Origin of the sequence: Streptomyces sp. NBRC 110028, assembly GCF_001417735.1 — a bacterium.
Taxonomy (GTDB): Bacteria; Actinomycetota; Actinomycetes; order Streptomycetales; family Streptomycetaceae; genus Streptomyces.
The window spans coordinates 123,712-144,821 of the sequence record NZ_BBUZ01000035.1 but is presented as its reverse complement, the minus strand read 5'-3'; the positions used below and the strand labels follow the sequence as shown (position 1 = coordinate 144,821).

Annotated in this window: 18 protein-coding genes; 11 read left to right on the top strand and 7 right to left on the bottom strand. The window is 74.3% G+C overall.

What is annotated here, in order from left to right; genetic code table 11:
- Position 1 precedes the first annotated feature (1 nt).
- Together ASC60_RS28060 and ASC60_RS28055 are read right to left on the bottom strand one after the other, a co-directional pair.
- Positions 2 to 1,033 (bottom strand): acyl-CoA dehydrogenase family protein, encoded by a 1,032-nt coding sequence (locus ASC60_RS28060; RefSeq protein WP_055555737.1) that lies wholly within the window; start codon positions 1,031 to 1,033, stop codon positions 2 to 4.
- Positions 1,034 to 1,112: 79 nt separating this feature from the next.
- Complete coding sequence (locus tag ASC60_RS28055; RefSeq protein ID WP_055555735.1) at positions 1,113 to 2,279, bottom strand: acyl-CoA dehydrogenase family protein; 1,167 nt, start codon at positions 2,277 to 2,279, stop codon at positions 1,113 to 1,115.
- Between the two features lie 54 nt (positions 2,280 to 2,333).
- Here ASC60_RS28055 and ASC60_RS28050 point away from each other — a divergent pair, with 54 nt between their 5' ends.
- From ASC60_RS28050 to ASC60_RS28035, 4 genes are all read left to right on the top strand, one after another.
- Positions 2,334 to 3,125, top strand: coding sequence for an SDR family oxidoreductase (locus tag ASC60_RS28050; protein WP_055555837.1), 792 nt, complete (start codon positions 2,334 to 2,336; stop codon positions 3,123 to 3,125).
- A gap of 45 nt (positions 3,126 to 3,170) precedes the next feature.
- Positions 3,171 to 3,794, top strand: a complete 624-nt coding sequence (locus ASC60_RS28045) for a TetR/AcrR family transcriptional regulator (protein ID WP_370592972.1) — start codon at positions 3,171 to 3,173, stop codon at positions 3,792 to 3,794.
- 13 nt (positions 3,795 to 3,807) lie between these two features.
- Complete coding sequence (locus ASC60_RS28040; protein WP_055555732.1) at positions 3,808 to 4,965, top strand: acetyl-CoA C-acetyltransferase; 1,158 nt, start codon at positions 3,808 to 3,810, stop codon at positions 4,963 to 4,965.
- A 142-nt stretch (positions 4,966 to 5,107) separates the two neighbouring features.
- A complete protein-coding gene (locus ASC60_RS28035; RefSeq protein WP_079038681.1) occupies positions 5,108 to 5,425 on the top strand; it encodes a hypothetical protein in 318 nt (105 codons plus the stop codon).
- Here ASC60_RS28035 and ASC60_RS28030 read toward each other — a convergent pair.
- Complete coding sequence (locus ASC60_RS28030; RefSeq protein WP_055555728.1) at positions 5,414 to 8,872, bottom strand: SpoIIE family protein phosphatase; 3,459 nt, start codon at positions 8,870 to 8,872, stop codon at positions 5,414 to 5,416. The genes ASC60_RS28035 and ASC60_RS28030 overlap by 12 nt on opposite strands.
- Positions 8,873 to 9,030: 158 nt before the next feature.
- On the opposite strand from ASC60_RS28030, the gene ASC60_RS28025 reads away from it, so the two are divergent.
- Both ASC60_RS28025 and ASC60_RS28020 read left to right on the top strand, forming a co-directional pair.
- A complete protein-coding gene (locus tag ASC60_RS28025; RefSeq protein WP_055555726.1) occupies positions 9,031 to 9,879 on the top strand; it encodes a ribonuclease BN in 849 nt (282 codons plus the stop codon).
- 73 nt (positions 9,880 to 9,952) lie between these two features.
- Positions 9,953 to 10,687, top strand: a complete 735-nt coding sequence (locus ASC60_RS28020; protein WP_055555724.1) for a Mut7-C RNAse domain-containing protein — start codon at positions 9,953 to 9,955, stop codon at positions 10,685 to 10,687.
- Positions 10,688 to 10,761: 74 nt separating this feature from the next.
- Here ASC60_RS28020 and ASC60_RS28015 read toward each other — a convergent pair whose 3' ends face one another.
- Positions 10,762 to 11,916 carry a PP2C family protein-serine/threonine phosphatase gene (locus ASC60_RS28015; protein ID WP_055555722.1) on the bottom strand — a complete coding sequence of 385 codons (1,155 nt, stop codon included), beginning with the start codon at positions 11,914 to 11,916 and terminating at the stop codon, positions 10,762 to 10,764.
- 95 nt (positions 11,917 to 12,011) lie between these two features.
- Here ASC60_RS28015 and ASC60_RS28010 point away from each other — a divergent pair, with 95 nt between their 5' ends.
- A complete protein-coding gene (locus ASC60_RS28010; RefSeq protein ID WP_055555720.1) occupies positions 12,012 to 12,824 on the top strand; it encodes an Fpg/Nei family DNA glycosylase in 813 nt (270 codons plus the stop codon).
- Between the two features lie 101 nt (positions 12,825 to 12,925).
- On the opposite strand, the gene ASC60_RS28005 is transcribed toward ASC60_RS28010, so the two are convergent.
- On the bottom strand, positions 12,926 to 13,525 hold the full coding sequence (locus ASC60_RS28005) for a LuxR C-terminal-related transcriptional regulator (protein WP_199831070.1): 600 nt from the start codon (positions 13,523 to 13,525) through the stop codon (positions 12,926 to 12,928).
- A gap of 604 nt (positions 13,526 to 14,129) precedes the next feature.
- Positions 14,130 to 14,423 (bottom strand): hypothetical protein, encoded by a 294-nt coding sequence (locus ASC60_RS28000; RefSeq protein WP_107097184.1) that lies wholly within the window; start codon positions 14,421 to 14,423, stop codon positions 14,130 to 14,132.
- 25 nt (positions 14,424 to 14,448) lie between these two features.
- Between ASC60_RS28000 and ASC60_RS27995 the strand changes: the two genes are divergently transcribed.
- From ASC60_RS27995 to ASC60_RS27980, 4 genes are all read left to right on the top strand, one after another.
- On the top strand, positions 14,449 to 14,718 hold the full coding sequence (locus ASC60_RS27995) for a hypothetical protein (RefSeq protein WP_055555717.1): 270 nt from the start codon (positions 14,449 to 14,451) through the stop codon (positions 14,716 to 14,718).
- Positions 14,719 to 14,821: 103 nt separating this feature from the next.
- Positions 14,822 to 19,258 carry a cation-transporting P-type ATPase gene (locus ASC60_RS27990; RefSeq protein ID WP_055555715.1) on the top strand — a complete coding sequence of 1,479 codons (4,437 nt, stop codon included), beginning with the start codon at positions 14,822 to 14,824 and terminating at the stop codon, positions 19,256 to 19,258.
- Positions 19,259 to 19,389: 131 nt separating this feature from the next.
- Positions 19,390 to 19,629, top strand: a complete 240-nt coding sequence (locus tag ASC60_RS27985; RefSeq protein WP_055555713.1) for a DUF6296 family protein — start codon at positions 19,390 to 19,392, stop codon at positions 19,627 to 19,629.
- Between the two features lie 102 nt (positions 19,630 to 19,731).
- The gene (locus tag ASC60_RS27980; RefSeq protein WP_055555712.1) at positions 19,732 to 20,721 is read left to right on the top strand and encodes a sigma-70 family RNA polymerase sigma factor; all 990 of its coding nucleotides are present in this window, start codon (positions 19,732 to 19,734) and stop codon (positions 20,719 to 20,721) included.
- Here ASC60_RS27980 and ASC60_RS27975 read toward each other — a convergent pair.
- Positions 20,632 to 21,024 (bottom strand): STAS domain-containing protein, encoded by a 393-nt coding sequence (locus ASC60_RS27975; RefSeq protein ID WP_055555710.1) that lies wholly within the window; start codon positions 21,022 to 21,024, stop codon positions 20,632 to 20,634. The two genes, ASC60_RS27980 and ASC60_RS27975, sit on opposite strands and share 90 nt — an antisense overlap.
- Positions 21,025 to 21,110: the final 86 nt, after the last annotated feature.

The following is a 21,110-nucleotide window of genomic DNA, read 5'->3' as shown; positions in this document are numbered from 1 at the left end:
ATCAGGACGTGGACCGGGTGACACTCCTTGCGGCGGCGGGAGGCAGCGGCCTTGAGGACGCGAGCACCCGGGCGCGGCAGACCGAGGGCGAGCCCCAGGCGCCCCGCAGGGCGCGAGCCTTGCGGATCCACAGCGACAGGTCGTACTCGTCCGTGTAGCCGATCGCGCCGTGCAGCTGGAGGGCGGTGCGCGCCGCCGCGTACGCCGCGTCGCCCGCCGCCACCTTGGCGGCGGCGACCTCGGCCCCGGCCCCCGGGCCGCCCGCCGCGAGCGCGACGGCGGCCCCGTGGAGCAGCGGCCGGGCGAACTCCACCCCGATGAGCACATCCGCCAACTGGTGCCGCACCGCCTGGAACGAGCCGATCGCACGGCCGAACTGGGTGCGCTGCTTGACGTACGCCACGGTCCGGTCCAGCAGCGCCAGCCCGGCGCCGAGTGACTGGGCGGCCGTGGCGAAGGCGGCCCAGTCCGCGGCGCGCGCGGCGGCCGCGGCGACGGCCGCGCCCCGCGCCAGCCGCTCGCCCCCGGGCAGCGGCGGGGCGAGGCGCCGGGCGGGGTCGAGGGAGGCCCGCACCGGGCCGTGCCCCGGGACCAGCCACAACTCCTCGCCGCGCACGGCCAGGACGGCGTCGGCGGCGTCCGCGTCCAGGGCGTACGGACCGGCGTCGGCCATCGCCACGGTGACCATGGCCTGCCCGGAGGCGATACGGGGCAGCCAGTCCCCGGCCGCGGGGGACGCCGTCAGCAGCACCGCCGCCGCGGCCGTCTCGGCCCACGGCCCCGGCGCGGCGTGCCGCCCCAGCTCGACGCAGGCCACGGCCAGCTCCACCGGCAGCGGCCCCACCCCCTCGTACGCCTCCGGTACGGCGAGCCCGGTCACCCCGGCCTCGGCGAGCCGCTCCCACAGCGCCCGCCCGGGCCCGGGCTCCCCGCGCGCCCACGCCCGCACCGCCCCGGGGGTGTCCGCGGCGCCGAGCATCCGGTCGAGGGTGCGGCCGAACTCGCTCTGCGCCTGGTCCAGCAGGAATCTCATGCGCGGTCGCCCTTCGTCTTCCGCCGGGGTGTCGCCGGGAGCCGTGTCTCGCCGTACGCGGGGTGCGCGAGCGGGCCGCTCATCGCCTGCCCTTCGGCAGGCCGAGCAGCCGCTCCGCCACGATGTCCCGCTGGATCTCGTTCGTCCCGGCGTAGATCGGCCCCGCCAGTGCGAAGACGTAGCCCTCCGCCCAGCGGTCCTCCGCCAGCTCACCGCACGGGCCCAGCAGATCCAGGGCCGTTTCGTGGAGGCCGATGTCCAGCTCCGACCAGAACACCTTGTTGAGGCTCGACTCGGCCCCGAGCGCTTCCCCGGCGGCCAGGCGCGAGGCGCCCGCGTAGGCGAAGAGTTCATACGCGCGGGCGCGGATCACCGCGTCGGCCACCCGATCCCGCAGGGCCGCGGCCGCCTCGGCCGTCTCCTCCCCGGCGTCGGCGTGTGTCCGCCACAGGGCGGCCAGACGGCGGGCGGCGGCGGTGAAACGGCCGGGGCTGCGGAGGGTCAGCCCGCGCTCGTTGCCCGCGGTGCTCATCGCGATCCGCCAGCCCTGCCCCGGCTCGCCGATGACGTCCTCGTCGGGCACGAACACCTCGTCCAGGAAGAGTTCGGCGAAGGCGGGCTTGCCGTCGAGGCGGCAGATGGGGCGGACGGTCACGCCCGGCGCGTCCAGCGGGAACATCAGATACGTCAGCCCCCGGTGGGGCGGGGCCCCGGGCTCGCGGTGGCTGCGGAACAGCCCGAAGGCCCGGTCGGCGAAGGCGGCCCGGGAGGACCAGGTCTTCTGGCCGGTCAGCAGCCAGCCGCCGTCCGCGCGCCGGGCGGTGGAGCGCAGCGAGGCGAGGTCGGAGCCCGCCTCCGGCTCGGACCACGCCTGCGCCCAGATCACCTCGCCGCGCGCCATCGGCGGCAGGATCCGGGCGCGCTGCCCGGCGGTGCCGTGGTCGAAGAGGGTGGGGGCCAGCAGGCTGATGCCGTTCTGGCTCACCCGACCGGGCGCGCCCGCCGCGTAGTACTCCTCCTCGAACAGCAGCCACTCCAGCACCGACGCGCCGCGCCCGCCGTACTCCTCGGGCCAGGTCACCGCCGACCAGCGGCCGGACGCCAGGGTCCGCTCCCAGGCGCGGTGGGCGGCGAACCCCTCGGCGGTCTCCAGGGACGGCAGCGGAGCGGCGGGCACATGGGCCGCGAGCCACCGCCGGGCCTCGGCCCGGAACGCCTCCTGCCGCTCGGTCAGGTCGAGATCCATCGGGCCCCCGGCTCCTTCCCTAACAAGTGTTTGGTAGGTTACCGTGGCGCCGTGATGGACAACAAGCCGTCGTACGTCCCCGGGCACGGCCTGCTCACCGGCCGCACGGCCGTCATCACGGCCGCGGCGGGCGCCGGGATCGGCGGCGCCACGGCCCGCCGGTTCCTGGAGGAGGGCGCCCGGATCGTCATCGGCGACGCCCACGCACGCCGCCTCCAAGAGACGGCCGCCGCCCTCGCCGAGGAGTTCGGAGCGGATCGTGTCGCCGGGCTGACCTGCGATGTCACCGACGAGGACGCGGTGGCGGCGCTCTTCGACCTCGCCGAGGACCACCACGGACGGCTGGATGTCGTGGTCAACAACGCCGGTCTCGGCGGCACCGCCGAACTCACCGAGATGACCGACGAGCAGTGGCACAAGGTCATCGACGTCACCCTGGGCGGCACCTTCCGCTGCACCCGCGCCGCCCTCCGCCGTATGAAGGCCCGCCCGGCAGGCGGATCCGGGACCGTCGTCAACAACGCCTCCGTCGTCGGCTGGCGCGCCCAGGCCGGACAGGCCCACTACGCCGCCGCCAAGGCCGGGGTCATGGCGCTCACCCGCTGCGCCGCCGTCGAGGCCGCCGCGTACGGGGTGCGGGTCAACGCCGTCGCGCCGAGCCTGGCCATGCACCCGCACCTGGTGAGGGTCACCACGCCCGAACTGCTGGCCGAGCTGACCGAGCGCGAGGCGTTCGGCCGGTACGCGGAGCCCTGGGAGGTCGCCAACGTGATCGTCTTCCTGGCCAGCGGCTACGCGTCGTACATGACGGGCGAGACGGTGTCCGTCAGCAGCCGGCACCCATGAGCCCGGCACCCGTAGGCCCGGCAGCGGTGAGGCGAGAATGGGAACGTGCCGAAAATCAGCGGGAACAGCAAGAAGACCACCGTGAGCCCGTCCCCCGAGCGGCGCCGTGAACTGCTCTCGACGGCGGCCGAGGTGTTCGCCGCCCAGGGCTACAACGCGACCACCGTCCGCCGGATCGCGGACGAGGCGGGGATGCTCGCGGGCAGCCTGTACTACCACTTCGACTCCAAGGAGTCGATGGTCGACGAGATCCTCTCCACCTTCCTCGACGAGCTGTGGGCGGGGTACGAGGACGTGCTGCGGGCCGGGCTCGGCCCCAGGGAGACCATCGAGGCGCTGGTCACCGAGTCCTTCCGGGAGATCGACCGGCACCGGGCCGCCGTCGCGATCTACCAGAAGGAGTCCCGGCAGCTCGCCGCCCTGCCCCGCTTCGGGTATCTCACCGACTCGCAGCGCAGGTTCGAACAGGCCTGGCTGGGCACGCTGGAGCGCGGCGTGGCCGACGGGGTGTTCCGCGCCGACCTCGACATCCGGCTGGCCTACCGCTTCCTGCGCGACACCGTCTGGGTCGCCGCGTCCTGGTACCGGCCCGGCGGGCAGCACAGCCCCGAGGAGATCGCCCGCCAGTACGTGTCGATGGTCCTGGACGGCATCACCCCACGAGACTGAAGGAGCAGCAGCCATGGCCGAGGCATTCATCGTCGAAGCGGTACGGACCCCCGTCGGCCGCCGCAAGGGCGGGCTGGCGTCCGTCCACCCGGCCGACCTCGGCGCGCACGTCCTGCGCGCGCTGATGGAGCGCTCGGGCGCCGACCCGGCCGCCGTCGAGGACGTGGTCTTCGGCTGCCTGGACACCGTCGGCCCGCAGTCCGGTGACATCGCCCGCACCTGCTGGCTGGCCGCCGGGCTGCCCGAGGAGGTGCCGGGCGTGACCGTCGACCGGCAGTGCGGCTCCTCCCAGCAGGCCCTGCACTTCGCGGCGCAGGCGGTGCTCTCCGGCACCCAGGACCTGGTGGTCGCGGGCGGCGTGCAGAACATGTCGCAGGTGCCGATCGCCTTCGCCAGCCGCCGGGCGGCCGAGCCGCTGGGGCTGACCGAAGGGCCCTTCGCGGGCTCCGAGGGCTGGCGGGCGCGGTACGGCGACCGGCCGGTCAGCCAGTTCCACGGGGCCGAGATGATCGCCGAGAAGTGGGGGATCGGCCGCCCGGAGATGGAGGAGTTCGCGCTCCGTTCCCACCGGCGCGCGATCCGCGCCATCGACGAGGGCCGCTTCGACCGTGAGGTCGTCCCGTACGGGGACGTCCGCGCGGACGAGGGGCCGCGCCGGGACACCAGCCTGGAGAAGATGGCCGCGCTCGCCCCGCTCATGGAGGGCGGCCGGCTCACCGCCGCGCTCTCCTCCCAGGTCTCCGACGGCGCCGCCGCGCTGCTGGTCGCCTCCGAACGGGCGCTGCGGGAACACGGCTTGACCCCGCGCGCCCGCGTCCACCATCTGTCGGTGCGCGGGGAGGACCCGATCCGGATGCTGTCCGCGCCGATCCCGGCCACGGCGTACGCGCTGAAGAAGACCGGGATGACCATCGCCGACATCGACCTGGTGGAGATCAACGAGGCGTTCGCACCGGTGGTGCTGGCCTGGCTGCGGGAGAGCGGCGCCGACCCGGAACGGGTCAACGTCAACGGCGGCGCGATCGCGCTGGGCCACCCGCTGGGCGCGACGGGCGCCAGGCTGATGACGACCCTGCTGCACGAACTGGAGCGCACGGGCGGGCGTTACGGGCTTCAGACCATGTGCGAAGGGGGCGGCCAGGCCAACGTGACCATCGTCGAGAGGCTGTGAGGGCGCGGTGGGGTGCGGCGATCGGACGCCTCCGCCTGGCGGCCCCCTCCGGCCCCGCACATGATGGCCGCATGGCGTGCGGATCGACCAGTCTCGGGAACGGCGAGGCCACCTGGTTCTGCTGTGGCAACGCCTGGGGCCCGTGCGCCGCAGCAACCGTGTCATCGACCTGACCCCTGCCGCCCTCGATCTCGCCGCGCCGCTGCTCGCCGGGGCGCTGGCGACGGCCGGGGCGGGCAAGCTCGTCGGCCACCGCACGGCCCACACGGCCCACACGGCCCGCACGTCCCACACGGCCCACACGGCGCACCGGACCGCGCTGGCCCGGCTGCCGCGCGGCGGCCGCCGCGCGGCGCGGGACGACGGACCGGTGCCCACGGTGCGGGTGAGCGTCCTCGACGCCGACACCGGCGAACCGGTGGCAGCGGGGGAGCGGGCAGGAGACCCGCTACGGCGTTGACGCGGCCAGCAGCGCCGTGTCGTCGTCCACCCGGCCCGGTATGTCCAGCAGCCCCAGCGCCCGGTCGATGATCACCTGGGGATCGGCGAGGGCGGGCGGGGTGAGCCCGTCGCAGGCGCGCCGCAGCGCCGCCAGACCGTCGTCGAGGGGCAGCCGGCTGTTCTCCACCAGCCCGTCGGTGAACAGCAGCAGCCCCGCGCCGGGCGGCAGCCGCGTCTCGTGGCCGACCGGGGGCTCGTGCGCCAGGCCCAGCGGGGCGCCCGGAGCGACGTCGAGGAATCTCGTCGTCCCGTCCGCCACCAGCAGCGGCGGCAGATGGCCACTGGCCGCGTACCGCAGCCGCCGGGTGCGCGGCTCGTACACCGCGTACAGGCACGTCGCGAAGTGGTCGACCTCCAGGGAGCGCAGATAGGCGTCCAGCTTGCCCAGCAGCACACCGGGGGAGGCGCGGTCCAGGGCGAAGCCGCGCAGGGTGGAGCGCAACCGGCCCATCACGGTGGCGGCGTCCACGTCATGGCCCATCACATCGCCGATGGTCAGCCCCATCTCGCCGTCGGGCAGCGCGATGACGTCGTACCAGTCGCCGCCGATCTCGGCGCCGCTGGCGCTCGCCTCGTAGTAGGAGGCGGTGCGCAGCCCCGGCATCTGGGGGAGGGTCTGCGGCAGCAGGGCGCGCTGGAGGGTCATCGCGAGATGGCGCTCGTTGCGGAAGCGGGCGGCGTTGTCGTAGGCGAGGGCCAGACGGCCCGCCACGCCCCGCAGATACTGCCGGTCGGTCATGGTGTACGCGCCCGCGCGCCGGGCGACGGCCAGGGCACCCAGCATCCGGCCGTGCGCGAGCAGGGGTACGGAGAGCAGGGTGCCGCCGGTGGCGGGCGCCTCGGGGGCGGCGCCCGCGAGCAGGGTGCCGCCGGTGGCGGGCGCCTCGGGGGCGGCGCCCGCGAGCAGGGTGTCGGCAAGGGCCCGGTCCAGGCGGTCGTCCGGCGCCACGGTCTCCCCGGCGGCGTACACGGGCCGCTCGGCGCGGGGGTCGGCGAGGCGGACGCGCATCTCGTCGGCCAGGGCCGGGATGAGCAGCCGCCGGGCGGTGTCCAGGACCTGCGGCGGATCGAGGGTGTCGGACAGCAGCAGGCTCGCCCGGGACAGTGAGGTGAGCATGTCCGCCTGCCGGCGGCTGTCGCTGAGCACCCGCTCGCGCAGCCGGGACAGCTCCAGGTTGGCGCCGACCCGGGCGAGGAGCTGCCGGGCCGAGAAGGGCTTGGCGAGGTAGTCGTCGGCGCCCGTGCCCAGCCCCCGCACCGTGGACTCCTCCCCGGCCCGCGCGGTCAGCATGATGATCGGCAACCGGGCGGTCCTGGGGTCGGCGCGCAGCGCCCGCACCAGCCCGAAGCCGTCCAGGCGCGGCATCATCACATCGGTCAGCACCAGATCGACGGGGTGCTCCAGGGCGGTCTCCAGCGCGGCGCGTCCGTCGGCGGCGAGGAGGACGTCGTGGTCGCGGCCGAGGAGACCGCCGAGATAGGACCGTACGTCGGCGTTGTCGTCGGCGACCAGCAGCCGGGCCCGCCCGGCCGGGGCGGGCTCCGGTTCGGCTTCCGGGGCCCGCGCCTCCGGGGGCTGTGCTTCCCAGGGCCCGGGCGGGGCGGTGTCGAGCCAGTCGCGCGCCTCCTGGGCGTAGGGGGCGGCGCGCTCGGCCTCGTCCGTGGTGCTCCGTACGGACGGCGCCTCGCGCGTGACATCCTCCAGATGCGCGGTGCCGAACGGGATCTCCACCGTGAACTCGGTGCCCCGGCCCGGGACGCTGTTCACCGAGATCGTGCCCGAGTGCAGCTCGACCAGGTCCTTCACCAGCGCCAGCCCGATCCCGCTGCCCTCGTACGACCGGGCCTGTGCCCCGCGCACCTGGTGGAAGCGCTCGAAGAGGTGGGGCAGCTCCGCCGGCGGGATACCGGTGCCGGTGTCGCTCACGGTGAGCCGGGCGTGGCGGCCGGCGGCGGCCGTCCGGACCGTGGCCCCGCCGGTGAAGGTGAACTTCAGCGCGTTGCTGATCAGGTTCAGGACGATCTTCTCCCACATCTCCCGGTCGATGTGCACCGGCTCGGGCAGCGGCGGGCAGTCCACCTCCAGGGTCAGCCCGGCCAGGTCGAAGGAGGTGCGGAAGACGGCCGCCAGTTCGGCGGTGACATGGGACAGGTCCACCGGTTCGAACGCGCCCTTGAGCCCTCCGGCCTCCACCCGGGAGACATCCAGCAGGGTGTTGACCAGCTTCAGCAGCCGCAGCGCGCTGCGCTCGGCCAGCTCCAGCTGGGACCGCCGCGCGGGGCGGTCCTCCTCGGCCAGCGCCTGCTGGACCGGACCGAGGATCAAGGTGAGCGGCGTACGGAACTCATGGCTGATGTTGGAGAAGAACACCGTCTTGGCCTGGTCCAGCTCGGCCAGCGTCTCCGCGCGCCGCCGCTGCTCCTGCTGGGTCAGGGCCGCCGACAGGGCCGCCCCGACGGTGGCCGCCAGCACCTCGAAGAAGTCCTGGTAGGGAGCGGTGGCGGGCAGCCGCGGATTGACGCCCATCACCAGCACGCCCTCCACCGTGCCCGAGCGGACCAGCGGATGGGCCAGCGCCTCCTGTCCGGGCATCGAGAACAGCGCGCCCGGCAGCCGGGCCGGTGCCGCGTCGCCCACGACGGCCGCCAGCCGCGCCGCCAGGCCCGTCACCTCCCCGCTCCGGTCCGGTGACGGTTCCCGGATCGCCTCGACGTCCCGCTCCGGGACGGCGGCGGAGGCGGCGAGCCGCAGCCCGCCGGGGGCGGTCACGAGGTAGAAGGCGGTGAACGGGACGTCGTCCCGGTGGATGTCCAGCATCTCCGCGACGGTCCGGGCGACGCTCCGCGGGGTGCGCAGTCCGGCGGTCCGTGCGCCGAGCCCCGCCAGCAGCCGCAGCCGCCGTTCGCTGAGCACCCGCGCCGTGGTCTCGGTGACGACGCACAGCTCCCCGCCCACCGTGCCGTCCTCCAGCAGCAGCGGCTGGAAGGAGATGTCGAAGAAGGACTGCTCCAGGAAGCCGCGGCGCTGGATGACGAAGGGCCGGTCGGTCACCAAAGAGGGCTTGCGGCTCTCCCACACCCTCTCGAAGAGCGGAGCGGCGGACAGCTCCCAGTTCTCGGGGAAGACGTCCCGGCCGAACCGGCCCAGCGCCCCCGGATGCTTGGAGCCGATGATCGCCACGTAGCCCTCGTTGTAGAGCATCGTGTAGTCGGGGCCCCAGAAGAGGGCCATCGGCTGCTCGCTGAACAACACGATGCGCAACGCCTCGACCAGCCGCGGAGGCCAGGATTCAGTGGCGCCGAGGGGTGTCGCCGACCAGTCGATCGCGCTCATCATCCTGCCGAGCGCACCGCCCTCGGCGAACAGCTCTCCGGCAGGCGTCTGATGGTTCCCGGGCCCGTTCATCGCGGCAGCTTCCTTCTCACATTCTGGCACAGGACCGCCGCCGGGCCGGCGGGCCGCGGGCACCGTGGGTTGCACGGGCATCCGCACTGAGTACGCTGGACGATGCGCTACGTACTGGGGCATATCGCATGATCCGGTGGTGGGGGAGTGGGAGTGGTATGTCCGAGCAGTTCCCCGACTCCTCCCGCCGCCGCTCGCGGTTCCGGCGGCTGCGCCGCACGTTCCACCGGTCCCCGGCCGGTCGGGGGTGGCGCAGGGGGAGCGAATTCGAGCTGATGCACCGGGCGTTGGGGTTCGCCGCGCTCGGCTTCCTCACGCTGGTGCCGCTGCTGATCGTGGTCGCCGCCGCCGATCCGGTGAACCGGCACGGCTTCGCCCAGTGGCTGGCCGAAGGGCTCGGGGTGTCCGCCACCTCACGGGACGAGGTCCTGGACCTGTTCGCCCCGCCGAGGCGGTCGCTGGAGACCACCACCGCGTTCGGTCTGGCCACGCTGGCCCTCTTCGGGCTGACCTTCTGCGGGGCGGTGCAGACCGGCTACGAGAAGGTCTGGGAGCTGCCCCCGGGCCGCTGGCACACCGTGTGGCGCCATCTGGTCTGGCTCACCGTGCTCATCGGCTACCTCCTGCTGTCGTCCCACCTCGGCGCCGGACCCGTCCGGCTGGCCGTCGCCGTCGTCGGCACGGTGCTCTTCTTCTGGTGGTCGCAGCGGCTGCTGCTCGGCGGGCGGATCAGCTGGGGCGCCCTGCTGCCGGGCGCCCTCGCCACGGGCGTCGGGCTGTGGGGGCTGCGGGTCTTCTCCCGGCTGGTGTTCTCGCCGCTGATCGCCTCCAGCGCGGTGTCCTACGGCCCGGTGGGCACGGTGCTGGTCGTGCAGTCCTGGCTGGTCGGCGTCGGCTTCGTGGTCTTCGGCGGGGCGCTCGTCGGCCGGTTGCTGCACGAGGAGTATCTGCGGCTGGTGACCTGGCGCCGCACACGACGGCGCCTGGAACGCTCCGGCGGCGCCTGACCTCGCCGGGAGACGGCGGCGCGGGGGCGAGAACGCGTCGCCCGCGCGTGGTCACGCCTGGCATGCTGGCGGTGTGAACGGACCGGAGATCCAGCTCAGCCTCGCCCCTGAACTGCGGTTTTTCGCCGCCCCCGAACGGCGCCGGGACCGCACGGCCGTCACCACCGACGGCGCCTCCACCCTCGGCCATGTCATCGAGTCGTTCGGGGTCCCGCTCACCGAGGTCGGCCGGCTGCTCGTCGACGGCCGGGAGACCGCGGTCTCGCACGTGCCGGGGGCGGGGGAGTGGGTGGAGGTACACCCGGTCGCCCGGCCGCAGCGGGTCCCGGGCGCCCCGCTGCGCTTCCTGCTCGACGTCCATCTGGGCACCCTCGCGCGCCGCCTGCGGCTGCTGGGCGTGGACGCGGCGTACGAGAGCGAGGACATCGGTGACCCCGCGCTCGCCGCCCGCTCCGCGGCCCAGCGCCGGGTGCTGCTCTCACGCGACCGGGGGCTGCTGCGGCGGCGTGAACTGTGGGCCGGGGCGTATGTCTACAGCGACCGGCCCGAGGAACAACTGCGCGACGTCCTGAGCCGGTTCACCCCCTCCCTCGCCCCGTGGACCCGCTGCACGGCGTGCAACGGCGCGCTGGAGGACGCCGACAAGGACGCGGTCCGCGAGCGGCTGGAGCACGGCACGCGGAGCACGTACGAGGTGTTCGCCCGCTGCGCCGCCTGCGAGCGCGTCTACTGGCGCGGCGCCCACCACTCCCGGCTGGAGGCGATCGTGGCGGCCGCGGTGGAGGAGTTCGGCGCCCCGGTCCCCTGAGCCGCTGGAGGAGCCGGTGTGTCCGGGGGGTGTTTTGTGGATCATGCCGGGCTGATCCACAAGGCACCCCCTAGCTAGGACTCCGGGCGCCACCCCGGCTCGGCGTCCGTCGCCCGCTCGACGAGGATCATCGCCGCGTCATCGGCCAGCCGCCCCTCGGCGTGGTGGACCAGCGCGTGGCGCAGCCCATCCAGGTACTCGGCCGGGGTGGCGCCCTCCACGGTCTCCATGACCCGCGGCAGCGGGAAGAACTCGTTGCAGTGGTTACGCGCCTCCAGCACCCCGTCGGTGTGCAGCAGCAGCCGGTCGCCGATGGCGAACGGGAAGGTCTCGACGCCGATCGGGGGCGGGGTCAGGAACTCGTCCAGGCCGAGCGGCGGCAGCGGGCGCACCGGGCCCAGGGTCCGCACCTTGCGGTCGTGCAGCACCAGTGGCGCGGGATGGCCCCGGTTGATCAGCTGGATCAGGGCGGTGTCGGGCACCACCTGGGCGAGCACCACGGTGACGAACTGCTCGGCCCGTTCGTCCCAGTCCTGGAGCCGGGACCGGTCCAGCAGGTCGTATTCGCGGCCCAGCGCCGCCGAGCACCGCCGCATCACCTCGATCAGATCGTGTTCGTAGTGCACGGCCTCCCGGAAGGCGCCCAGGATCGCCGCGGCGGACCGCACCGCGGCCAGCCCCTTGCCGCGCACGTCCCCGACGATCAGCCGCACTCCGTAGCGGGTGCCCACCGCCTCGTACAGGTCGCCGCCGATCTGCGCCCCGCGCTCGGCGGCCATGTACACGCTGGCGGTGCGCACGCCGCCCATCCGGGCGGGCAGCGGCCGCAGCACCACGTTCTGGGACACCTCGGCGATCCGGCGGACCTGGCTCAGTTCCCGGTCCCTGCGCTCCCGGACGGCGCTGCTCGCCACGCTCGCCACGGACACCACGAGCAGCGCCAGCAGATTCGCGTACACCTGCTGGGTGCCCCAGGCGTGGTTGTGGGTGGCGGTGAGGGCGCTGATCCCCGCGGCCAGCAGCACCACGCCCCCGGTGCCGGCCGGGCCCATGGTCACCGCGGCCAGCGCCGGGGCAGGGCTGAGCAGGGGGCCGGTGTAGATCACGTGCGCGGGGGTCAGCTCGATGGTGACGACCGCCGCCATGACCACGAACGGCAGGCACCGCGCGATCGCGAAAAGCGTCTGATTGCGATCGCTCGCCCTCGACTCGGAGCGGATGAATCGCATAACCAGGTACTTTATCCGACCAAGGCAAAGATATGGATATCCTCGCCTTTCCTCCCCTTCGAGCCGCCCTCCGGAGCCCGGCGTAATCTGGCGTTATGCCCGAGCTGCCGGACGTCGAGGGTTTCCGCCGCACCCTGGTCTCCTGCGCGCAGGGGCACCGGATCGAGCAGGTCGAGGTGTTCGATCCCGGGGTGCTGCGCGAGGTCACCACCGAGCGGCTGAAGCGCGAGCTGGAGGGCCGCCGGTTCGCCGCCCCGCGGCGTCACGGCAAGTGGCTGATCGCCCCGGTTGAAGGTCCGGCCGGAGGTCCGGTCGGGGAACCCACGCTCATCCTGCACTTCGGCATGACCGGGGGGCTGGTGTGCCGCTCCGAGGGCGATCCGCCCGAACGGTTCGGCCGGGTCGTCCTCACGCTCGACGACGGCCATCAGCTCCGCTACCACGATCAGCGCAAGCTGCGGGGTCTGTGGCTCGCCACCACCGAGGCCGATGTGGACCGGATCCTCGGCGCGCAGGGCCCCGACGCGCTCACACTGGGCCGGGGAGAACTGGACACGCTGCTGGAAGGGCGGCGCGGACGGGTCAAGGCCACGCTGACCGACCAGTCCGTCGTCGCCGGGCTCGGCAATCTGCTGGGTGACGAGATCCTGTGGCGGGCGCGGGTCCATCCGAAGAGCCGGACGGGCGACCTGGGCCCCGACGAGCGGCGGCGGCTGCACACCGCGCTGCGCGGGGTGCTGCGCACCTCGGTGCGGGCGGGGCGGGTGCCGCCCCGGCCGTCCTGGCTCACCGGTCACCGCGACGACCCGGATCCGCACTGCCCGCGCTGCGGCCGCCCACTGCGCCGCGGAAAGATCGCCGGGCGGACCAGCGCCTGGTGCCCGCGGTGTCAGCCGGAACGCTCCTGACCGGTCCGCCGCTCAGGGCGGTCGAAGGGGTGGCCGACGGAACCCCCGATCTCGCCGGCCACCGGGAACGTCACCTGACGCGATATCACTTCATGGCCGGGTCACTTGACGAAGTCCGGGCGGACCCGGGCCGGCCAGGTGCCGACGGTCAGCATGCCCGCCGCGTACGCGCGCGAGACCAGGGCCGCCCGGTTGGGCGCCTTCATCTTCCGCAGCATCGATCCCACGTGGTATTCGACGCCCTGGCGGCTGAGGTAGAGCTTCGCGGCCATCTGCACGGTCGAGGCGCCCGTGGCCACGCCCTCCAGTATCTGTGCCTCCAGCGGCGACAGCAGATTGCGGCTCTGGGCCGTGGTGTCCTCCTCGGCCTTCTCATCATCCGGCTTGACCAGCACGACGATCGCCGACAGCGCGTCGGACGGGCCCTGGACGGCCGTGCCGGTCAGCTCGCCCGAGAACACCCGCCCTCCCGGGCGGTGGCCGACCACGCGCTCGGTGAAGCGGGTGCGCCGCCCGTCGTGCAGCCGCAGGAAATGCTCCCGCAGGACGGCGGGTGCGCTGGGGTCGAGCAGGTCGAACAGGTTGCGCCCGCACAGCTCCGCCGACGTTCCGCCGAAGTGCCGGAAGAAGTCCTCGTCTCCGGCGAGGACTTGGAGGTCGAGGGCGAGGGTGGCCATACCGGCGGCGTGGCGTCCGGTCATGGCACGGGCCCGGTTCCGGTCATGGGTCACATCCGATGATGCCTGCCCGGGCAGGCGGCGGGCGCCCTGAGTGGTGTGGGGGTGAGCCATGGAGAGTACCGCTTTCTGTTGTCTCAACAACGGCATGGTCGTGCGCAAACCGAAAAAAGCTGAGGTCACGGCCCTGCCACCCACCTCCGGACCGGCGCTGGAAGCGGACCGTGCGACGGTTCCAGTGACGGGTGTTAGATGCGCTTCATGGTATATACCAACGTTTCGACTGCTTGCCGCTGCCCGTTTGTGGTCAACTTCTGCCCGTTTTCTGCCCGCGTGCCCTGGCGAAATGGTCAAAGGCACCGCGGAATGGGGAAAGCGGGCATCACTCGCGCATCGTGAAGTCTCGGTGATTCCCCAGTCTGTGCCACGTCACCTTGCCGCGGACGCCGGTGATTCAAGGCCGCCGGCCCAGGTCACCGGGCGGGTCGGGGGTGCCTCCGGCGTGCGGGCACGGGGGCGCCGCCCGGGGGCGGCGCGTCCCCGGCGAGGCGCGCCGGACGGGCCCCGGGCGGCCGGAGCCACTGCCGGTGTTCCGGGACCGGGGTGTTCGGGGCGGGGTGGCCGACGGTCAGGCCTTGCGGGTCTCGGACGGTGGTGCCATCACCCCGCCGCGCCGCAGCACCGCGTAGCCGATCCCGACGCCCACGGCCACCGGCCATTCGATCACCTCGGCGACGCCCAGTACCCCGAGTCCCGCGTACAGCGGGAGGCCGCCCTTGGCGGGCAGCACCCGGCGGGCCGCCGCGATGGGCATCAGCGCCACGTTCGCCGCGCTCTTCGCCGCGCGGCCGACGCGTCCACCGTCGACGCGGTCGAGATGGGTCGCGCTCGCGGCGCGGTCGAGATGGGTCGCCTGCGCCACGTGGCCGAGGCTGGGGACCGTCACCGTGAACCGGTGGTCACCCTTCTGGGGGGAGGGCTTCGCCGCCTTCGCCGCCTTCGCCGTCTTCGACCTCTGCGTGCTCTGCGCCGCCTTCGTCTTCCCCGACTGCGCGGACTTGGCGGCCGCGGTCTTCGACGGGGCCCGGCCCTTCGATGTGGCCTGGCTCCGGGCCGACTTGCCGGCGCCGCGCGCCGACGACCGTGCCGTCGCGGAAGTGCTGCGCTTGCGGGAGCTGGTGGGAGTGGTCACTGGTCTCACGTCCACACATGATTGACATCCGGAATCTTCTTCCTATTTCAGGGTAATCGGAATCAACCGGACAGGCCGCTCCACGCGGGAACCGCGCCGCGGACGCCGACACACCGGAGGTCTCACCGATGACGACGCTGCCTGGGCTGCACTTGACGAACCCCCCGATGCTGGAGCCCCTCACCCACGGAGTGGCCGCACGGGTACGGGACGCCGCCGGCGCGGTCGGCAGGCTGGTCCACCCGCCCAGCCGCGGGGTGTGGTCGTACCCGGGCCGCTACTACATCGAGGTGCACGGTGTGCACGGGATCGGCGGGGAGCAGGTGGCGAACCGGGTGGAACAGGCCCTCGAAAAGCATCCGAGCGTGCTGTGGGCGCGGGTGAACGCGCCCTCCGAACGGGTCGTCGTCGCCGTCACGAAACCGTCCCCGCGCGAACTGGAACTCGTCGCCCTGATCGAGCGAGCGGAGACCCACGGCCCCGCCGCCCCCGCCGAGGAGTTCGACGCATGGGCCCCCGAACCCCGCCACCCCTCGGGCGGGCCCCGGGAGGCCCAGTCCCTCGCCGTCGTCGCCGCGGACGTCCTGGGCCTGAGCGTCGCCACCGCCCTGCGGCTGGTCCCCTGGCTCCGGCTCCCGGCCGAGGTGAGCGCGTCCGTATCGGCCATCCAGAACCACCCCCGGCTGCGCCGGCTGGCCCTGGCCGTCACCCGCGGCGAGCCCACCGAGGCGGCTCTGCCGGTACTGAGCGCGCTGACCCAGGGCGTTGCCACCCGCGGCGGCGGGCTGGTGCTCGACCTCGCCCAGCGGCTGGGCCTGTGGCGGGAGGCCAGGGCCGAGGGCGAGGCATGGGCGGCGATGGAGCCGCATCTGGTGCACGGGCCCCAGGACGTGGCCGCCGAGCCCATCGTGGTGGAGCGGCCCGGCCCCACCCCCAAGGACACCATGGAGCGGTTCGCGGAGCGCTCCATGGCCATCGGGGCGACGGTCGGCGCGCTGACCGCCCCGTTCGCCGGACCGCGCCGCGGACTGGCCGTCGCGTTCTCGTCCATACCGAAGGCGCCCGGCGCCGGGCGCGAGGGGTTCGCCACCAGCCTCGGCCGGTTCCTGGCCCTGCGCGGCGTCCTGGCCATGGACCGCAGCGCCCTGCGGCGGCTCGGCCAGGTCGACACCGTGGTGCTCGACGAGGCGGCGCTGCGCGGCGACCGGTACGAACCCGTCGACCTGGAACTCCTCGGCGGCGCCGACCCCGAGCAGGTCGCGATGCGGCTCTTCGACCTCTTCGACCCGGACGAGCCCCTGGAGGTCCGGCGCGGCAACGGATGGGTGCTGGGGCCGCTGGACCGGCTCGAGCTGACCGGCCGCACCGGCCGGCAGACCGCGGCCAGGCTGCGCCGCAAGGGCAGCGAGAGGACCCTGGGCCTCGCCCGGGGACAGCGGCTCCAGGCGGTCGCCGGGCTCGCGGCCCAGGCGGTCCCGGGCGCCGAGGCGGTGGCCGCTGCCGCCCGCCGGGCGGGCGCGCGCATCGTCCTGGCCACCGACCGGCCGCCCCCGACGGCCTTCACCTTCGCCGACGCGGTGGCACCGGCGGGCCGCCGCCTGGTGGCCTCCGTACGCGCCCTCCAGGCCGACGGCGCGGTCGTGATGCTGCTGTCCGGGAACCGCCGGGCCCTGGGCGCGTCCGACTGCGGCGTCGGGATCCACCACGAGGGCGAGCCCCCCGCCTGGGGCGCCCATCTGCTCGTCGGCGCCGACCTGGACTCCGCCGGAATCATCGTGGACGCGGTCGGCGTGGCCGCCCAGGTGGACCGCGAGAGCGCCCTGCTGTCGGCCGGCGGCAGCGGTATCGGCGCGGTCGCCGCCCTCAAGGCCCCCCGGGCCCAGGCCACCGCGCGCGGCGCGGCGGCCGGCACCACCGCGGGCGCCATCGCGTTCGGCCTCGGCAACTGGCGCGCCCGGCAGCTGCTCTCCCGTCCGCTGGTGCCCCCGGTGGCCACCACCCCCTGGCATCTGATGCCCGTACCCCGGGTGCTGGAGCGCCTGTCCTCCGACCCCGGCCAGGGGCTGACCCCGGAGCAGGCCGCCACCCGGGCGGGCAAGGCGCCCACCCGCACCGGCGAACCGACCGGCACCAGCCTCCCGGCGGCGTTCATCGAGGAGCTGGCCAACCCGCTCACCCCGGTCCTGGCCGCCGGGGCCGCGCTCGCCGCCGCCGTCGGGTCGCGCACCGACGCCGCGCTCGTCGCGGCCATCACCGCCACCTCGGCGCTCGTCGGCGGCTTCCAGCGGGTCAGGACCGAACGGGCGCTCGCGGAGCTGTTCGCCAGGTCCGCGGTCGGTGCCCGGGTGCGCCGCGGCGGCACCGAACGCCTGGTCACCGCCGGGGACCTGGTCCTCGGGGACATCATCGCGCTGGGCCCGGAGGACGTCGTCCCGGCCGACTGCCGGGTGCTGGAGGCGGACGGCCTGGAGGTCGACGAGTCCTCGCTGACCGGCGAATCCCTGCCGGTGCCCAAGAACCCGGCGCCGGTGGTCGCCGCGCAGATCACCCAGCGCAGCTCGATGCTCTACGAGGGCACCACCGTCTCCGCCGGGCGGGCGCAGGCCATCGTCGTGGCCACCGGCCCGTCCACCGAGGTCGGCCGGAGCCTGGCCACCGCCCGCCGCGCCGCACCCGTGACCGGTGTCGAGGCGCGGCTCACCGCGCTCACCCGCTCCAGCGTCCCCATCGCGCTCGGCTCGGCCGCCGCCGTGTCCGGGGCCGGGCTGCTGCACGGCCTCCCGCTGACCGAGAACCTGGCCTCGGCGGTCAACCTCGCCGTCGCCTCCGTACCCGAGGGCCTGCCGTTCCTCGTCAACGCGGCCCAGCTGGCCGCCGCCCGGCGGCTGGCCGACCTCGGCGCCCTGGTCCGCAACCCGCGCACCATCGAGGCGCTCGGCCGCGCCGACGTGCTGTGCTTCGACAAGACCGGCACCCTCACCGAGGGCACCCTCCAGCTCGCGGCGGTCAGCGACGGCGGCGGCCCGCAGCCCGCCGACCGGCTCGACGCCCCGCGCAAGGACGTGCTCGCGGCCGCCCTGCGGGCCACCCCGCCCGCCCGCCAGGCCGAGCCCATGGCCCACCAGACCGACCGCGCGGTCATGGCCGGCGCGCGCCGCGCCGGGGTCGCGGTACGCCGGGGCGCACCGCGCTGGCGGCGCACCGACGCGCTGCCCTTCGAGCCCTCCCGCGCCTATCACGCCACCGCCGGGGCCACCGCGCGCGGCACCCTGCTGAGCGTCAAGGGCGCCCCGGAGAGCGTGCTGGAGCGCTGCGTCCGCCGGCAGACGCCCGACGGGGCGGCGACCACGGCCCTGGACGACGGGGGCGTCGCCGAACTGACCTCGGCCGCCGAGGAACTGGCCGGCGCCGGGCGCCGGGTCCTCGCCGTGGCCGAACGCCCCATGCGGGCCGGGGAACAGCTCACCGACGAGTCCGTGCGGGACCTGGTCTTCCGCGGGTTCATCGCACTGGCCGACCCGGTGCGTACCAGCGCGGCCCCCGCGACCGCGCGGCTGCGCGAGGCGGGCGTGCACACCGTGATGCTCACCGGCGACCACCCGGCCACCGCCGAGTCCATCGCGTCCACCGTCATCGAGGCCACCGAGCTGAAGGTGTGCACCGGGCCCGACCTGGACGAGATGCCCGACGCCGAGCTGGACGAACTGCTCCCCACCGTGGACGTCATCGCCCGCTGCAGCCCCCACCACAAGGTCCGCATCGTGCAGGCGTACCAGCGCCTCGGCCGGGTGGTGGCGATGACCGGCGACGGCGCCAACGACGCCCCCGCGATCCGGCTCGCCGACATCGGGATCGCCCTGGGGCGGCGCGGCACCCCGGCCGCGACCGCCGCCGCGGACCTCGTCGTCAGCGACGACCGCCTGGAGACGATCGTGTCGGCCCTGATGGAGGGGCGGGCGATGTGGGCCTCGGTCCGGGCCGCGCTCGCCATCCTCATCGGCGGCAACCTCGGCGAGGTCACTTTCAGCGTGCTCGCCTCCGCCATCGCGGGCAGCACCCCGCTGAGCGCCCGGCAGATCATGCTCGTCAACCTGCTGACCGACCTCGCGCCCGCGCTGGCCATCGCGGTGCGCGAACCCACCGGCCACACCGGCGAGCGGCTGCTCAAGGAGGGCCCGAGCCGTTCCCTGGGCACCGCGCTGAACCGGGAGATGATGCTGCGCGGCATCATCACGGCCGCCGGTGCGGGCGTGGCGTGGACGGGCGCCCGGCTCACCGGCCGCAAGCGCCGGGCCGGCACGGTGGCGCTCGTCGCCCTGGTCGGTACGCAACTGGCGCAGACCCTGGCCACCGGCGGCCTGGACCGGCATGTGCTGATCGCCGGGCTCGGCTCGGCCGCGGTTCTCGCCGGGATCATCCAGACGCCGGGCGTGAGCCAGTTCTTCGACTGCACCCCCCTCGGCCCGCTCGCCTGGGGCATCACCCTCGGCTCCATCGCCGCGGTCACCGTCATCGGCTCGGTCATGACCCCGCTGGCCCGCGGCGCGGTGGCCCAGAAGCCCTGAGGCGTCGGCCCCGTCCGCGGCCCTGCCGCCGCCCGGGATTCCGCGACCCTCTTGCGGTGACGCGTCTGTTCGATAGTGTTGATTGTCCCGGTTTGGGGCGAGGGGGCGGGTCCGTGTGGGAGGAGTGCCTGATGCCGCGACGCGAGAGATACGAGCTGATTTTCGCCGATCCGGTTGCCCCGGAGCCGGAGGCCGAGGACATCGTGATGGTGCACCGCACGGACTCCAGCGGTCCCGGCGGACACCCCGTCTACGCGGACGACACCGGCATCGTGCGGGCCGAGATCAGCGACCGCGCCGAGGTGCGGATGATCGCCAGCGGCGGGCACCAGGTGCACGCCTCGATGGTCCGCGCCCGGCCGGTGGCCTGACCGGATTCCCGGAGGTCTTCGCAGATCAGAGGTTTTGTCGGTGCCGCGCGCTAGCTTTCCTCCCATGGGAGTCCGCAGAAGCAGAAACGTCGAGGTGCGTCGATGAGTGATGTCGCGACAGTGGACGGCACGGCCGGTGCCGAGCTCCAGCTGGAGCCGTACCGGGTCCAGCTCACCGGTTACTGCTACCGGATGCTGGGCTCGGCGTTCGAGGCGGAGGACGCGGTCCAGGAGACGATGGTCCGCGCCTGGAAGGGCCTGGACCGCTTCGAGGGCCGGTCGGCGCTGCGCTCATGGCTGTACCGCATCGCCACCAACGTCTGTCTGGACATGCTGAACGGGAGCAAGCGCCGGGCCCGTCCGATGGACCTCACCGCCGTCTCCTCGGCGACGCCCGCCACCCTCACCACACAGCCCGAGGTCACCTGGATCGGGCCGGTGCCCGACGGGCACGTGCTGGCCGACGGCGGGGACCCCGCCGAGGTCGCCGCCCAGCGGGACGCGGTGCGGCTGGCGTTCGTGGCCGCCCTCCAGCACCTGGCGCCGCGCCAGCGCGCGGTGCTCATCCTGCGGGAGGTGCTGGCCTGGAAGGCCGCCGAGGTCGCCGAGCTGCTGGACACCACGGTCGCCTCGGTCAACAGCGCGCTGCAGCGCGCCCGGGCCACGCTCGCCGCGAGCGAGATCAGCGACACCGATCCGGTCAAGCCGCTGGACGAGGAGCAGCGCGCCCTCCTCGCCCGCTACGTGGACGCCTTCGAGCGCTACGACCTGGACTCCCTCACCTCGCTCCTGCACGAGGACGCCACGCTGTCCATGCCGCCCTACGACCTGTGGCTGCGCGGCCACGACGACATCCGCACCTGGCTGCTGGGGCACGGCATCGGCTGCCGGGGCTCCCGGCTGGTCCCTACCGTGGCGAACGGGACGCCCGCCTTCGGCCAGTACCGGCCGGGCGGACCGGGCGGCGGTCATGAGCCCTGGGCGCTCCAGGTCCTGGAGATATCAGCCGGGCGGATCACCGGGCTCAACTCCTTCCTGGACACCGAGCGGCTGTTCCCGCTGTTCGGCCTCCCTCCCCGGCTCGATCCGTAACGTGCCGTCCAGTCCTGCCCGGGTGAGCACCGCGGCCAGCTCGCCGCCGGTGTTCCGCAGTCGGATCTCCCGCCCCAGACGGCGGGCGGTCAGCCGCAGCCGGGCCAGGGTCTCGACCATGGCCAGATCCGGCCGGTGCGCCGCGCCCACGTCCACCGTGACGGGACCGGGCGCGCTGCGCCGCACCAGCTCGCGCAGCCGTTCACACAGCCGCTCCACCTCGGCGCGGGTCCGCGGCGGCCGGTCGAGGACCAGAACGGCCGGGGGAAGCGCGGGCGGGCTCTCGGGCTCGGGACCGGCCAACGTCCACCTCCTGTTGGGGGGCGCGCGATGGCTCGCGCGCTCATCAGAAGGGACCCTCGGGACGGGGAAAAGTCATCGCGCCACCG

Excerpts from the sequence above, each read along its gene's own strand:
- ASC60_RS28060 (WP_055555737.1), bottom strand. The coding sequence starts at position 1,033 with ATGAGATTCCTGCTGGACCAGGCGCAGAGCGAGTTCGGCCGCACCCTC.
- ASC60_RS28055 (WP_055555735.1), bottom strand. The coding sequence starts at position 2,279 with ATGGATCTCGACCTGACCGAGCGGCAGGAGGCGTTCCGGGCCGAGGCC.
- ASC60_RS28050 (WP_055555837.1), top strand. The coding sequence starts at position 2,334 with ATGGACAACAAGCCGTCGTACGTCCCCGGGCACGGCCTGCTCACCGGC.
- ASC60_RS28040 (WP_055555732.1), top strand. The coding sequence starts at position 3,808 with ATGGCCGAGGCATTCATCGTCGAAGCGGTACGGACCCCCGTCGGCCGC.
- ASC60_RS28030 (WP_055555728.1), bottom strand. The coding sequence starts at position 8,872 with ATGAACGGGCCCGGGAACCATCAGACGCCTGCCGGAGAGCTGTTCGCC.
- ASC60_RS28025 (WP_055555726.1), top strand. The coding sequence starts at position 9,031 with ATGTCCGAGCAGTTCCCCGACTCCTCCCGCCGCCGCTCGCGGTTCCGG.
- ASC60_RS28015 (WP_055555722.1), bottom strand. The coding sequence starts at position 11,916 with ATGCGATTCATCCGCTCCGAGTCGAGGGCGAGCGATCGCAATCAGACG.
- ASC60_RS28010 (WP_055555720.1), top strand. The coding sequence starts at position 12,012 with ATGCCCGAGCTGCCGGACGTCGAGGGTTTCCGCCGCACCCTGGTCTCC.
- ASC60_RS28005 (WP_199831070.1), bottom strand. The coding sequence starts at position 13,525 with ATGACCGGACGCCACGCCGCCGGTATGGCCACCCTCGCCCTCGACCTC.
- ASC60_RS27990 (WP_055555715.1), top strand. The coding sequence starts at position 14,822 with ATGACGACGCTGCCTGGGCTGCACTTGACGAACCCCCCGATGCTGGAG.
- ASC60_RS27985 (WP_055555713.1), top strand. The coding sequence starts at position 19,390 with ATGCCGCGACGCGAGAGATACGAGCTGATTTTCGCCGATCCGGTTGCC.
- ASC60_RS27980 (WP_055555712.1), top strand. The coding sequence starts at position 19,732 with ATGAGTGATGTCGCGACAGTGGACGGCACGGCCGGTGCCGAGCTCCAG.